A 13,676-nucleotide genomic window follows, 5' to 3' on the forward strand; every position below is an offset into this window, starting at 1 on the left:
AGTGGTATTCTACCCACCTTTTTACCGCTGTGGATAACAAAAGCGTGAATAAGCGTAACTCAATGGTCATAACTCAGCTTCAAGCGTTACGAATGGCGTTGTCGGAAGCCAACCTCTGGAGCCCTACTAAACCTGAAAGTGCGGCGTTGCGTAGCGGTGTCCCTTTTGCCGCCGATGCATTACAGCCAGAGCAGTGGTTGCAATGGGTGTTCATTCCTAAGTTTAGCGAAATCATTGAATCTGATTCGCCTTTGCCACTTGGGTTTGAAATGACGCCTTATTTCGATGAGGTTTGGAAAGAGCAGCAGAATGTAAGCCAAGTTCTATCTATTATCAAAGAGATCGATACCCTGTGTCAGAAGTAGAATCCCCATCCGATTTTGAATTGGAAATAGTTTATCAAGATCAATGGCTGGTAGCGGTAAACAAACCGGCAGGCATGTTGGTTCACCGCAGTTGGTTAGACAAACATGAAACTCGCTTTGTCATGCAGACGCTGAGAGACCAAATAGGACAACACGTTTTCCCCGTTCATCGTTTAGATAGACCGACTTCAGGTGTGTTGTTATTTGCGCTTTCTAGTGAAGTTGCCTCGCAGTGCATGCCGATCTTTGCCGAACACAACATTGAAAAGACATACCACGCGATTGTACGAGGGTGGATTACGGAAGCCGCTCGCTTAGACTATGCGCTGAGTGTTGAGCATGACAAAATTGCCGACAAGTTTGCGACTCAGGAAAAAGAGGCGCAGTCTGCAATTACCGATTATCGTTCTTTGGAAAAGGTAGAAGTGCCACACTCAACCGGAAGGTACCCAACCAGCCGTTACAGTTTGATTGAACTCAAGCCACTGACGGGACGAAAACACCAACTTAGGCGGCATATGCACCACCTAAGTCACCCGATTATCGGTGATACTAGCCACGGAGATGGTCGTCATAATCGCTTGTATCGAGAGCACTACGACATTCATCGATTATTGCTGCACGCGACGAGTCTAGCGTTTAAGCATCCGGTGACCAATGACGCGATCAAGATTGAAGCGGGTTTTGATGAAAATTGGTTACGGCTTTTTGAAAGCTTTCATTGGTCAGCTCCCAAATAAACCCAATCCAGAAAAAGAAGCCCGAACCTTGGTTCGGGCTTCTTGTTTGTTGGCGTGCGCTTTTAGTGAGCGTGAACTTCTTCCCAGGCCATAGTCCAATACAAACCTACACCGGGTTCAAATTGGTTCGACCCCGCAGAGTACTGCACACAGTAGCCGTTGTTTGGCCAAGGCTTACACTGATAGTTTTTACCGTTTTTGGGTTGGAAAACCACCGTGCCTGCTTTATAGCTTGTTAGGCTGTCAGGGAAGGTGTATTCCGCACTACCTGGGTTACCTCCTGGGTTGTCACCACCACCCGGCTCCCCTGGATTGGTATCTTGGTTGAAGATGTTTAGGTGAAAGCCTTTTTGAGCTTGAGAGCCGTTCTCCGCCAAGTGACTTACTGTCAAGTTGTAGTGGCCGGCTTTGGCATTTGGATACGGCAATTCAAAAGCGGTGTGTCCCACCTCAACTTGTTTTTCCAACTTGGCAACAGTATGAGTACCTTGATTGAGCGTCACGGTTACTTTTGCTGCCATATCGGTATCAAAATTAAACGCAAAGTTAACCGCGTCATTTTCGACAAAGTATCGATGCCCAATGCCCGTGATAGAAACATTGGCGGCGGGAGGCGGCGCTATTTTATAGCCAATTTCTACGCGCTCTATGCCAGAACCTGACTGAGCGTAGATTTCATTTTTACCGGAAATCGGTTGAACCTGATTGTCTTTATCCAGTAGTCCCGCTTGCATCCAAGATTGGCTTTGATTGATTTTTTCCGCAAGTAGCTTAGGCCAGGTGTTTTTGTCTCCTTGCTGAGCCGTTTCAATCAAAAGCTCTACAGCGAGTGACGTGATTTCACCTGAGCCACTAAATACGCGAGCAATCGCTTTGTCGCCGACGGCCAAGTCATGACTGGCATGGATGTCACCCACATCATTCCATTGCACGTCCCCGGCATTGCCATTATCGATCATCACATCGATAACATTGTAAAAACTCATTGGCGTATCGCCGACATCCCACACCCCCATCACAATGTGGTAACCGCTGCGATCAGCAGGAACATTACACAAATGAGTCAAGGTACGTGGTGGCTGTCTAAAGTTGCCTGAATAGCTACAAAATGGCACAGACTCAAACTGCGCGCGAGTGAGCGGTTGGTTGGGGTTCCAATCTTTTTTGGTGATGAAATAGCGCCAATCGCGAGTTGAGTGAGCGGCAGTAAAAGTCCAAGTAAACTCGTTGGCGCCTGATTTTATAGGGCGTTTAGTCCAGCGGTTTACCGTCTGTGCATCCAGAGGCGAGAATACGCGCAACCCCGCGCTCGCTAATTGGCCGTCAGCTGGGCCCGTTTCAGGGTAGCGATCTACCCCTTCTAAACTTTGAGGTTCATAAACGACAGAACCACAACTGGTATTTTCGCCTTTGCGACACAGAAAACCACGCGATTCAGGTTTGCTGATGTAACCGTGGGCATAGGTGGTGGTTGAGAAACTTGAAAGTGTACCTGCGGCAATAATTGGTAAGCAGGTGAGAATGGCTTTTTTCATACGGGTCCTTGTTATCTTGATAATCGACAACTGTACGGACAAGACCTGAGGTGAGACATGGCAAGAGGCCCATTGTTTCTATTGCAACCCCGCTGTCATAGCTATGCCGTAGACCGGTGGCTTTGCGTCCTGCACTTTCGAACAGTTTGCCGATGTGAATTGAAATAAACACTGATACACAAGACGTTTTGAATTGTGTGAGCTGCAGTGATTCAAATCTTAAAAGCAGGGCGACTATATATGCGATTTGGTAATGAAAGAAAGGCTTTATCGGTACGTTGGGTTATAAAATGGAGCAATGTTCCAGTTTTGTTTTAAGCTATTGTAAATATTGTAAATAAATATCAATTTAGCTCGCAAAAATCGTTGGCTTAAAAGATACGTTTTGTGTCTCTAATTCAAAAAGGTTGTTTTACATTGTCCTTTTCCAGCGGCTTTAGCGTCGTACATTGCTTGATCAGCTGCTTTTTTTAACACTTCTAATCTAGTGTCTGGGTTTGTTGTGAATGCTATACCAATCGATGCGGAAACATTGAAATTATCACCGCTTAGCGAATTTAGTGATTTGATTTTAAGAATAATATTTTCAGCGGTATAAATGGATTTCTCTAGTGTCGTTTGGCAAACAGCGACAAGAAATTCATCACCACCCAATCTGCAGCTCCATCCAGTTTCTTTGCATTGCGTATGGATTACATTGGCAACCGCTTTTAAGCACTCGTCACCTATGTCGTGCCCCTTAGAGTCATTAAGCTGTTTAAATCCATCGAGGTCGATAAACAAAAGTGATACTGGTGAAGAGGGTGTGCACATTCTGCTGCGAAACGCTCTGAAGTTCATCATATTAGTTAATTCATCATGCTCAGCTTGATGCATTAACTGTTTTTTTTGTTGTTGAAGTTTCAAAAGCGATAGGCGCAAGCGTTCTCGGTAGCTAATGAGCGTGTAGCCTGTTATCCAAACACATAATGTTAGACAAAAGCCATAAACCAACCAGTGTTTGTATGAGTATAGTAAGGCATCAACATTAACCTGATAGCTTAGCTTTCCATCGATAAACAAATAGGCAATAAAAGCAATGCTGCAAGGGACTGTAGCTAGAACATAGAGGAAAACCCTAGGAGAACTGAACAGTGCCAGTATGAATATAGCTATTGGCAGAAAGTAAACAGAACCAGCCAATGGGCCTAAAGTAAGAAAACCTGCCAAGAAGATCAAAATATTAACGCTGAAAAGCGAAATTGCACAATACTTGATTGAAAGCTTGGATGAAGATATTGCTAGCGTTATCAAACAGAGAACCAACGCCAGTTGTATAGCGTCACGGTTTGACCATCCGAGTTCTTCAGTTCTTAAAACAGATAAAGCCAAAGTGATCAGAGACAACGACGCTTCGAGCCAACAAATCAGATGAATAATCTTTCTGTTTAGTAGTGAGTCAGTGTCTAAGGTCATAGATTATCCACGTTATAAGCGACCAATATTCAAAGTGGAGGTTGGTCAATGTCTTACTAATGAGAATTCGATCTTAACATTTTGTTTTGATATAGATAATGATTGAATCGTAAGTAAATGATTATAAAATTTGTGACCAGCGTCTTGTCTAGCAGTATAGCTGAAAGACCTAAGGAGATTGGCTCAAGGATTGAACTCATTGTTTTTGGAAATACTATGACTGTTAAATTCCTAGCTGTTTCATTTCTCACCGTATCTATTGTAGGTTGCACGGGCCTCAAGTATTCAAACGTTAAACTATCGGAAGCCGATAAGTTAACTTTGTGTGATATGTCTTACAATAGTGAAGAGGCATCCAACCAATATCGAGCTCGCTTGGAGTTAGAGATGCGAGGCGAAAATTGGCAATCAGGCGATTGTCAGTATTTTGCTAGAGATGAAAAAACGAGAAGAGCCCAAACCGGTATGCCAGTGCCGTTGCCAATACACGAGCCGTCTTGGGATAAACGTGCTAAGGCTTTCAATCAGGCCAAAGATTCGGCGGTGCCGAGTTCTGTAAGCGAGTCCTCAGAAGCCACTTTTGAAATTAATGCTGACACCATTAAAAAATGGCTAGACTTTTAAGTTAATAAGTCTCTGAATTAAAGAGCCATCTCTAAGAAAAGAGATGGCTTTTTTTATTGGATTGGCCGTTAGTTGGTGAGATGCCACTTCTTAATATAATCAGCAAGAGGTTTGAAAGCTGGGTTAGACCAATTAATCGCATTAGCGGTACCTTGACCTATTAACCCTGTGTTTTGAAACACTGTACCACTAGAGCCTTTAAGCTCTCCAATTTCAGCTTTGCTTGGGTCGAGCATATATTCATAGGCAAGCCCAATAATCGCCCCTGGGTTTAAATCAGAGTTCAAGCTATGAATTGGGTCTAAGCTACCTTTACCTTCGGTATCTTCCGAGCTTATTGGGCAAGTATTTGCTAGGAGTTGTCCATTGCCATAGTTACAAGGATTGTAAAGTAAATGTTCAGGGAGACCAGATGACGCTTGGACGGAGAGGATAGCTAAGAAGGCTTGATAGGCCGCCTTAAGTTCAACGCCAGCTGTCGTATTGCTATTTCCGTCAATGTAATAATCAAATAGTTGAATCAACTTTTGGTAAGTTGTTAATTTCAGCGTTTCGTCTTTCCCAGCAAGGTTGGTGTAGACCAACTCGATACCATCTAGGACTTTAGGTACGCCATTTCTTGAGTTCATGCTGTCTGCAAGTTTGAGAACAAAACTGTCGTAAGTACTCGGTGAGCTTGGGTTTGGTTCATCAGCCATCAATCCAATAACAATTCGTTTTTGATTGTAGAGAGCTCTTGTTTGGTTACTCGATTTTGAAAAGTATTGAGATACTTGGTCTTTAACGCGTTGATGTTGCTCATCGGTGATTCCGGTATCAAGTTTTAATACGTAAACTCCTGTTTTAAAATGACAATTTGGCACATCAATGTCTGAGGTACAATTTTCGACAGAGCTGTAAATGTTGACGGTGCTTTGCGGGGAATCTGTGGAAGCTTGGTCAACATTGCACGCAGTTAGAAGAAGAGAAACTGCAAAGGTGGAAAGGTTACGATAAAAGTGTAATTTCATAAGTTACTGCATATCACTCAATCTAGACTCCTTAATGATTGAGTAAATTTCGTTTGTGGCGTTGGTAAATCCCACTCCAACGACTTAGAGTTAGTTTATTATTTCAAGGTGTAAAATAAATGAGAATAATCAAAAAAATGAGTGTTTTGAGGGGGTAATAGTTCTTTTTTGGAAATAAAAACGCCCGGTGTAAAACCGAGCGTTAAGTTGAGAGCTTGGTAAAAACTACTTGTCCAAATATCGTTGAATTTGCTTTTGTATACCGGGGGCATCCAGCTCAAGTTCAGCGTACACTTGTTGCTGTGTACCTTGGGCAATAAACTTGTCAGGTAAGCCTAAGTTAAGCGTTGGTACCATGAGCTTTTCTTTCATTAAGAATTCAATAACGCCTGCACCAGCGCCACCAGCAATCGCATTTTCTTCAACCGTAACCAACACATCATGATCGGCCGCTAACTGTCGGATTAACGCTTCGTCTAGTGGTTTAGCAAATCGCATATCGGCAACAGTGGCATTGATTTCTTGCGCCGCGAGTTCGGCATCGTGTAGGAAAGTACCAAAGTTTAGAATGGCAACCTTCTCGCCTTGGCGGGTAATCCGTCCTTTTCCTATTTCAAGCTCGCTGAACTCAGCTTGAATCTCTGTGCCCGGACCAGTTCCACGTGGATAACGAACGGCGCTTGGGCCTTGGTGTTGATGGCCGGTGTAAAGCATTTGACGGCATTCATTTTCATCACTTGGCGTCATGATCACCATGTTAGGAATACATCGCATAAAGCTAATATCGAATGCACCTTGGTGAGTTTGCCCATCAGCACCGACGATACCAGCGCGATCGATGGCGAACATCACAGGTAAATCCATGATGGCCACATCGTGAATAAGCTGATCATACCCGCGCTGCAAGAAGGTCGAGTAGATCGCAACAATAGGGTGGTACCCGGAAATGGCCATACCCGTCGCTAGTGTAACAGCGTGTTGCTCGGCAATAGCGACGTCAAAGTACTGATTTGGGAATTCCTTGGAGAAACGCACCATACCAGAGCCTTCACGCATTGCCGGTGTGATTGCCATCAGCTTGTCGTCTTTAGCTGCCATATCACACAAGAAATCGCCAAAGATCTTGGAGTAAGTAGGACCTAAAGCCGGAGCCTTGGTTAGGCTCGACACTTTCGGGTCAAACTTTGGTACCGCGTGATAGCCGATTGGGTCTTTTTCCGCAGGCTCGTAGCCCTTGCCCTTTTTGGTCATAATATGTAAAAACTGCGGACCTTTTAGCTCTCGCATGTTTTTCAATGTTTTGACCAGTTCGTTAACATCATGCCCATCTACAGGGCCAATGTAGTTAAAGCCGAGCTCTTCGAATAACGTGCCTGGCACTACCATGCCTTTTAGGTGCTCTTCAGTCCGACGTACTAGCTCCTTGATCGGCGGCACGCCTGATAATACCTTTTTGCCACCTTCTCGAATCGAGGTGTATAAGCTGCCAGAAAGAACTTGCGCAAGGTGGTTATTAAGAGCGCCTACATTTTCAGAAATTGACATTTCGTTGTCGTTCAGGATAACAAGCAAGTTGTCTGGGTGAACATCACCAGCGTGATTCATGGCTTCAAATGCCATACCAGCGGTGATGGCACCATCACCAATAATACTGACTACTTTGCGATCTTTTCCTTCACGTTGAGCACCGATTGCCATGCCTAATGCCGCACTGATCGAAGTAGAGGAGTGGCCTACGGACAAGGTGTCGTACTCACTTTCTTCACGCCAAGGAAACGGGTGCAATCCACCTTTTTGTCTGATAGTGGGTAGTTGTTCTCTTCGACCGGTAAGAATTTTGTGAGGGTAAGCCTGATGGCCCACGTCCCAAACCAATTGGTCAAAAGGCGTGTTGTAGACGTAATGTAGGGCGACGGTAAGTTCCACTGCGCCCAGCCCTGAGGCTAGGTGACCGCTTGATTGACTGACTGAATTTAATAGGTAGGTACGCAATTCGTCGCAAAGGTTGGGTAGCGTCTCTTTTGGAAGGCTACGCAACTCGTCAGGGGTGTTGGCCAAAGCCAATGTCGGATATGTTGAAATATCTAAAGCCATAATAATGCGCGCTATTGAGTTTTAGTTGTTGCGCTCGACGACATATCGGGCGAATTGTTCCAGTATTGTTGTATTGTATGGTATTGCTTCGAGGGCTTGAAGCGCCTCTTGTAAAAGATTGTTAGCTTTGTGTTGCGCTCCAGTCAATCCTAGCAAAGCGGGATAAGTGCTTTTGTTGAGCGCTTGGTCTGAGCCTTGGGGCTTACCCAAAGTTTGTGTATCACCAACGATGTCCAGAATGTCATCTTGTACCTGAAACGCTAAACCGACTGCTCGAGCAAATGTATCCAACTCCGGTAGGTATTGAGTCCCTTTTTCACCCGCAGAGAGTGCACCCATCACCACGGCACACCGAATCAGAGCTCCTGTTTTATTACGGTGAATCTCTTCCAAATGTTCAAGTGACACACTTTGGTTTTCTGCGGCAAGGTCTAAGGCTTGTCCGAGGCACATGCCTTGCGCACCGGATGCTTGCGCGAGTTCCGCAATTAGCTTTACTCGATTACATTCAGCATCAGCGCTTAAAACACCCGTTGCCAAAATCGAGAAGGCTAAGGTTTGCAGGGCATCTCCCGCTAGAATTGCTGTCGCCTCGTCAAATTTGATGTGACAAGTCGCTTGCCCACGACGCAGCTCATCATCGTCCATGGCTGGTAAATCGTCGTGAATAAGAGAATAGGCGTGAATACACTCAACGGCGCAGGCCGGGGTATCTAAATCTTCTAGTGAGGCACCAAAAATTTGCCCGGTGGCGTAGACAAGAAATGGTCTGGCGCGCTTTCCGCCTAGTAACAAGCCATATTCCATAGCCTGGACTAACGATACGGATTGGTTTGGTAGGGCATTCAGCCACTTGGCCAATTGCTCTGTGTTGCGTTGTTTTAGCTCAGGCAGTAGGTCTAGCAAATTCAAGAGTTAGGCCTCATTGTCAAAAGGTGACAAAGGCGCTTCATCGTCTTGATTGAGCAAGATACTGACGCGCTGTTCAGCTTCAGTCAGTTTTTGTTGGCCAGCGCGAGCTAGTGAAATACCACGCTCAAATTTCTTGAGTGCGTCATCTAACTCTAAATCTCCGTTTTCTAAACGTTGCACTATGTCATCGAGCTCTTCAATTGCCGCTTCGAATGACATGTTTTCTGGTTTTTTGCTCGCCATAACATTACGTACTTGTTAAAGATGGACGAACGTTACCCCAGCGCTGGTAATGGGTCAAATCAATGCTCGATAAAATGTCACAAAATTCGACTCAATTTCGGGTAATTTCCATAGCTTGAAACGAAATTTTATTGTGATTGACGTATGCTTTACTTAGTAAATATAGAATAAACACGGTTTTTAATTAGAAATACGACTTTGAGAGCTTCGGACTGGTTGCAAAGTGTGGCATTACACAGCAATCCGACGCGCAATCATCCAGAAAAAACTAAAGATTCTAAGATGTTGCCGATATACTTTTCGAGGGCAAGAAATAGCATGAGGAGTGCTTTGTGGATTTAGCAACGCTGTTGGGGATATTAGGCGGTTTTGCATTCGTCATCATGGCGATGGTATTGGGCGGCAGTATCATGATGTTTGTCGACACCGTATCGGTACTTATCGTTGTGGGTGGCTCAGCTTTTGTTGTTCTTGCCAAATTTACCTTGGGGCAATTCTTTGGTGCATTCAAAATTGCCGGTAAAGCCTTTATGTTTAAGGCTGACGAACCTGAAGATCTCATAGCTAAAGTGGTTGAAATGGCCGACGCGGCCCGTAAAGGTGGTTTTCTGGCGTTGGAAGAAATGGAAATCACGAACAGCTTTATGCAAAAAGGTATCGATCTCTTGGTCGATGGTCACGATGCCGACGTGGTTCGCGCGGCCTTACAGAAAGACATAGCGTTGACCGATGAGCGACATGAGTTTGGTACTGCGGTATTCAAACAGTTTGGTGACGTAGCACCTGCGATGGGAATGATCGGTACCTTGGTTGGTTTGGTTGCCATGCTTTCAAATATGGATGACCCTAAGGCGATCGGCCCTGCAATGGCCGTTGCGCTTTTGACGACCTTATACGGCGCAATTCTAGCAAACATGTTGTTCTTCCCCATTGCCGATAAACTGAATCTTCGCCGCGACCAAGAAACACTAAATCGCCGTCTTATTATGGATGGCGTCTTGGCAATCCAAGATGGTCAAAATCCACGAGTCATCGACAGTTACCTCAAAAACTACTTGAACGAAAGCAAGCGTGCTTTAGACGTAGATAACGAGTAGGAGAGCGCGATGGAAGAGCAAAAGTGTAAATGTCCCCCTCCCGGTCTACCAGCTTGGATGGGTACTTTTGCGGATTTGATGGCACTGCTTATGTGCTTCTTCGTACTGTTGCTTTCGTTCTCAGAGATGGACGTACTTAAGTTCAAACAAATAGCTGGCTCAATGAAGTTTGCCTTTGGTGTACAAAATCGATTGGAAGTAAAAGACATTCCCAAAGGCACCAGTATCATTGCGCAAGAGTTTCGACCTGGCCGTCCTGAGCCGACACCGATTGATGTCATCATGCAGCAAACCATGGACATTACTCAGCAAACCTTAGAATTTCATGAAGGCGAGTCCGATCGCGCTGGTGGTGCTCAGAAAGAAGAAGGCGAGCAAAGCGGTGGTCAGTCTCCCGATACCGCGACACAAAACAACCAAAACACTGAAGCCGAACAGCAAGAACAACAGTCGGAATCCATGTCAGAAGAAGTGGAAACCTTGTTGGAAACGGTGAAGAAAGCGTTGGAGCGCGAAATCGAGCAGGGCGCAATTGAAGTCGAAAACTTAGGGCAGCAGATTGTGATTCGTATTCGAGAGAAGGGTGCCTTTCCTGAAGGTTCGGCATTTCTGCAACCTAAGTTCCGCCCACTTGTTCGCCAGGTTGCCGAATTAGTGAAAGATGTCCCCGGTATTATTCGCATTTCTGGTCATACAGACAACCAACGACTAGATTCAGAGCTTTACCGTTCCAACTGGGACTTATCTGCTCAACGAGCGGTGTCGGTGGCTCACGAAATGGAAAAAGTGAACGGCTTCAATTCACAGCGACTGCGAGTGAGAGGTCTAGCCGACACCATGCCTTTAGGTCCTAACGATACGGAAGTGCAGCGGTCTCGAAATCGCCGAGTTGAAATCAGCATAATGCAAGGTGAGCCGATATTTAGCGAAGAAGTGCCAAGCATCCCGGCTCCCCAGTAATAGAGTGGAGTAAACAGGTCAAAGGCGAGCGGCGAGCTCGCCTTTTTTATGTGCGACGCTTCGGGTATAATCTGCCGCCTTTAATGTGGCTATTCTATAATCTAATCAGTAGAACGCCTTGATGATAGCGATTAAATTGCGAAGAAGTTATGAAGTTCATTGTTAAACCACACCCAGAAATATTTGTAAAAAGCGATTCGGTTCGCAAGCGTTTCACTCGAATTCTTGAATGTAACATTCGCAATATCATCAAGCGTCGTACCAAAGGTGTCGCGGTATTTAACCGTCGTGATCACATCGAGTTATCCGCCCCAAGCCACGATTTCTATAATGAGGTCATTGAGATCCTAACTACAACGCCGGGTATTCACCACGTACTTGAAGTGGAACAATCAACGTTTGAAGACTTGCATGACATTTACGAGCAAGTCGCTAAACGTGTGGCAACAGATTTGGAAGGCAAAACCTTCGTGGTTCGCGCCAAGCGCAAAGGCAAACACGACTTCACCTCCATTGAATTGGAACGCTATGTTGGAGGCGGTCTAAACCAATTGGTGGAGAGTGCCAGCGTCCGCTTGAAAAAGCCCGATGTTACGGTCAGCTTTGAAGTGAGCAGCGAAACACTTAACCAAGTGATTGCCCGTTATGAAGGTCTAGGTGGTTTCCCTCTGGGTACCCAAGAAGATGTTCTAAGCCTTATTTCTGGAGGTTTCGACTCTGGGGTGTCGAGTTACCTGCACATTAAACGCGGTTCTAAAGTACATTACTGCTTCTTCAACTTAGGCGGCCCGGCACACGAAATTGGCGTTAAGCAAGTTGCACATTACTTATGGGATAAGTACGGCTCATCGGCGAAAGTTAAGTTTATTAGCATCAACTTTGAACCTGTGGTCGCGCAAATTCTTGAGAATATCGACGATGGACAAATGGGCGTCATCCTCAAGCGTATGTTTATGCGTGCTGCAGGAATGGTTGCTGAAAAGTTTGGTATTCAAGCACTGGTAACTGGCGAAGCACTTGGTCAAGTATCAAGCCAAACGTTGACCAACTTACGCCATATCGACAACGTGACAGACAGTTTGATTTTGCGCCCACTGATTAACTGGGACAAAAATGACATCATCAATCTGGCGCGTCAGATCGGTACCGAAGATTTCGCCAAAACCATGCCAGAATATTGTGGTGTGATTTCTAAGAACCCAACCGTAAAAGCGGTCAAGGGCAAGCTGGAAGCGGAAGAGCAGAAGTTCGACTTTTCAGTACTGGATCAAGTTGTCTATGATGCCGAAGTGTTGGATATCCGTGTCATTGCTGAGCAGTCATTAGAACAAGCGCCGGAAGTTGAGCCGGTTAATCTTATCGGTGAAAACGATGTTATTCTCGATATTCGTAGTCCGGAAGAAGAAGATGACAATCCGTTGGAAATTGAAGGGGTGATGGTTACTCATATTCCGTTCTTCAAGTTAAGTACTAAGTTTGGCGACTTAGACCAATCTAAACAATACCTGTTGTACTGTGACCGCGGGGTAATGAGCCGCCTACAAGCTTTGTATTTGCAAGAGCAGGGCTTCCACAACGTCAAAGTATATAAAAAGGCATAACCACCAGATACAAACGAAGCGACCTGATTTCAAGGTCGCTTTTTTATGATCTCACCAGTAGACCTTAGTTGTCCAAAATCAAAACGTTGTGCTTATCGAACTGAGCTCGGATATCATCGGGTAAGCGCTGTTCAGCAACCACAATATCAATATCTTTCAGCTCGCCAAAAGAGACCAGATGTTTTCGATGTAGTTTGCCGCTGTCGATGAGCAAGACGACCTGCTCGGCGCTGTCCATTAGCCGGCGTTTTAACGAAGCATTATTCTCATTCGAATCCCAAATCACGCCGTTTGTATCTAACGCACTGCACGAAATAAAGGCGATATCCATTTGAATTCGCGCCAGCATATTTTCGGCTATCGAGCCAAAGAAGGTTCGGTACTTGTGACAATAGCTTCCGCCCGTGGCAATCACTTCAATCATTTTGTTGTTTGCCAAAGCTTCGATCACGGGTAAGGCTGAGGTCACGACTGTGCATCGAGTATTAGTCAGCACTTTTGCAAACTGTAATGTGGTAGAGCTGGCATCAATCGCAATCACCATGTCGTCCTGAATTAGCTTCAGTGCCCGACTGGCAATAGCGCGTTTTTCCTTTATTTGGTGTTTCTGACGAATATTTAGCGGGGCGCCAACATCAGACACCGTATTTCGTTTTGCGCCTCCGTGTACTCGGCACAGCAACCCTTGCCTATCTAGATATTTGAGATCTCGACGAATGGTTTCGACAGAGCTTTGCAACTGATGGGCAAGCGCACTAACAGAGACAAAATCCTGTTGATTAAGTCGGTCAATAATCAACTGATGGCGCGACTTCATACTGTATTCCTAACAAGGGTCTAACCCCCCTAGAGTCGGCGACTTCACTTTTTTGGTAAAGGGGCCGTGTGAACTATATTTCTTAGCTGTGATAACTATCAATAAAGCTCGGTCAAAATGTGCCCGTTTGGGTGCAAAGTGGGATTATTCGGTCATATAGGCCAACTTGAATCGCTGTAAATTTGGCCTAAATTACGGCTTTTTTGTGCTGGCTGACTCGGTT

The 13,676-nt window shown here is 45.2% G+C and carries 13 protein-coding genes and 1 riboswitch; of the genes, 6 read left to right on the plus strand and 7 right to left on the minus strand.

Annotated features, from left to right (window positions below; genetic code table 11):
• The first annotated feature begins 44 nt into the window (after positions 1-44).
• Positions 45-365 carry a YqcC family protein gene (locus ACXAFJ_RS02495; protein WP_475321185.1) on the plus strand — a complete coding sequence of 107 codons (321 nt, stop codon included), beginning with the start codon at positions 45-47 and terminating at the stop codon, positions 363-365.
• Complete coding sequence (truC, locus tag ACXAFJ_RS02500) at positions 353-1,105, plus strand: tRNA pseudouridine(65) synthase TruC (RefSeq protein WP_475321187.1); 753 nt, start codon at positions 353-355, stop codon at positions 1,103-1,105. The genes ACXAFJ_RS02495 and truC overlap by 13 nt, the downstream gene beginning before the upstream one ends.
• Before the next feature lie 62 nt (positions 1,106-1,167).
• On the opposite strand, the gene gbpA is transcribed toward truC, so the two are convergent.
• Positions 1,168-2,640 carry an N-acetylglucosamine-binding protein GbpA gene (gbpA, locus tag ACXAFJ_RS02505; protein ID WP_475321188.1) on the minus strand — a complete coding sequence of 491 codons (1,473 nt, stop codon included), beginning with the start codon at positions 2,638-2,640 and terminating at the stop codon, positions 1,168-1,170.
• Positions 2,641-2,719: 79 nt separating this feature from the next.
• A riboswitch (cyclic di-GMP riboswitch) is annotated at positions 2,720-2,801 on the minus strand.
• Positions 2,802-3,033: 232 nt separating this feature from the next.
• Entirely contained in the window at positions 3,034-4,095 is a 1,062-nt protein-coding gene (locus ACXAFJ_RS02510; RefSeq protein WP_475321189.1) for a GGDEF domain-containing protein, read from the minus strand.
• A 216-nt stretch (positions 4,096-4,311) separates the two neighbouring features.
• Between ACXAFJ_RS02510 and ACXAFJ_RS02515 the strand changes: the two genes are divergently transcribed.
• Positions 4,312-4,719: a hypothetical protein gene (locus ACXAFJ_RS02515; protein ID WP_475321191.1), complete on the plus strand. Its 408-nt coding sequence runs from the start codon at positions 4,312-4,314 to the stop codon at positions 4,717-4,719.
• A gap of 68 nt (positions 4,720-4,787) precedes the next feature.
• Here the strand turns inward: ACXAFJ_RS02515 and ACXAFJ_RS02520 are convergent, their stop codons facing one another.
• The 4 genes from ACXAFJ_RS02520 to xseB all read right to left on the minus strand — a co-directional run bounded on the left by ACXAFJ_RS02520 (position 4,788) and on the right by xseB (position 8,978).
• Positions 4,788-5,729: a histidine ammonia-lyase gene (locus ACXAFJ_RS02520; protein WP_475321192.1), complete on the minus strand. Its 942-nt coding sequence runs from the start codon at positions 5,727-5,729 to the stop codon at positions 4,788-4,790.
• Positions 5,730-5,954: 225 nt separating this feature from the next.
• A complete protein-coding gene (gene dxs / locus ACXAFJ_RS02525) occupies positions 5,955-7,823 on the minus strand; it encodes a 1-deoxy-D-xylulose-5-phosphate synthase (RefSeq protein ID WP_475321193.1) in 1,869 nt (622 codons plus the stop codon).
• 21 nt (positions 7,824-7,844) lie between these two features.
• A complete protein-coding gene (gene ispA / locus ACXAFJ_RS02530; RefSeq protein WP_475324045.1) occupies positions 7,845-8,729 on the minus strand; it encodes a (2E,6E)-farnesyl diphosphate synthase in 885 nt (294 codons plus the stop codon).
• 9 nt (positions 8,730-8,738) lie between these two features.
• Positions 8,739-8,978 (minus strand): exodeoxyribonuclease VII small subunit, encoded by a 240-nt coding sequence (xseB, locus tag ACXAFJ_RS02535; protein ID WP_475321195.1) that lies wholly within the window; start codon positions 8,976-8,978, stop codon positions 8,739-8,741.
• Positions 8,979-9,310: 332 nt separating this feature from the next.
• Here xseB and pomA point away from each other — a divergent pair, with 332 nt between their 5' ends.
• From pomA to thiI, 3 genes are all read left to right on the plus strand, one after another.
• Entirely contained in the window at positions 9,311-10,075 is a 765-nt protein-coding gene (gene pomA, locus ACXAFJ_RS02540; RefSeq protein WP_475321196.1) for a flagellar motor protein PomA, read from the plus strand.
• 9 nt (positions 10,076-10,084) lie between these two features.
• Positions 10,085-11,035, plus strand: a complete 951-nt coding sequence (locus tag ACXAFJ_RS02545; RefSeq protein WP_475321197.1) for a flagellar motor protein MotB — start codon at positions 10,085-10,087, stop codon at positions 11,033-11,035.
• Positions 11,036-11,184: 149 nt separating this feature from the next.
• Positions 11,185-12,636, plus strand: coding sequence for a tRNA uracil 4-sulfurtransferase ThiI (thiI, locus tag ACXAFJ_RS02550; protein ID WP_475321199.1), 1,452 nt, complete (start codon positions 11,185-11,187; stop codon positions 12,634-12,636).
• A 64-nt stretch (positions 12,637-12,700) separates the two neighbouring features.
• On the opposite strand, the gene ACXAFJ_RS02555 is transcribed toward thiI, so the two are convergent.
• Positions 12,701-13,453, minus strand: a complete 753-nt coding sequence (locus ACXAFJ_RS02555) for a DeoR/GlpR family DNA-binding transcription regulator (RefSeq protein ID WP_475321200.1) — start codon at positions 13,451-13,453, stop codon at positions 12,701-12,703.
• Positions 13,454-13,676: the final 223 nt, after the last annotated feature.

It is taken from the genome of Vibrio sp. ABH4_348, from assembly GCF_056159765.1.

Excerpts from the sequence above, each read along its gene's own strand:
- dxs (WP_475321193.1), bottom strand. The coding sequence starts at position 7,823 with ATGGCTTTAGATATTTCAACATATCCGACATTGGCTTTGGCCAACACC.
- gbpA (WP_475321188.1), bottom strand. The coding sequence starts at position 2,640 with ATGAAAAAAGCCATTCTCACCTGCTTACCAATTATTGCCGCAGGTACA.
- thiI (WP_475321199.1), top strand. The coding sequence starts at position 11,185 with ATGAAGTTCATTGTTAAACCACACCCAGAAATATTTGTAAAAAGCGAT.
- ACXAFJ_RS02520 (WP_475321192.1), bottom strand. The coding sequence starts at position 5,729 with ATGAAATTACACTTTTATCGTAACCTTTCCACCTTTGCAGTTTCTCTT.
- ACXAFJ_RS02515 (WP_475321191.1), top strand. The coding sequence starts at position 4,312 with ATGACTGTTAAATTCCTAGCTGTTTCATTTCTCACCGTATCTATTGTA.
- ACXAFJ_RS02545 (WP_475321197.1), top strand. The coding sequence starts at position 10,085 with ATGGAAGAGCAAAAGTGTAAATGTCCCCCTCCCGGTCTACCAGCTTGG.
- ACXAFJ_RS02555 (WP_475321200.1), bottom strand. The coding sequence starts at position 13,453 with ATGAAGTCGCGCCATCAGTTGATTATTGACCGACTTAATCAACAGGAT.
- ACXAFJ_RS02510 (WP_475321189.1), bottom strand. The coding sequence starts at position 4,095 with ATGACCTTAGACACTGACTCACTACTAAACAGAAAGATTATTCATCTG.
- xseB (WP_475321195.1), bottom strand. The coding sequence starts at position 8,978 with ATGGCGAGCAAAAAACCAGAAAACATGTCATTCGAAGCGGCAATTGAA.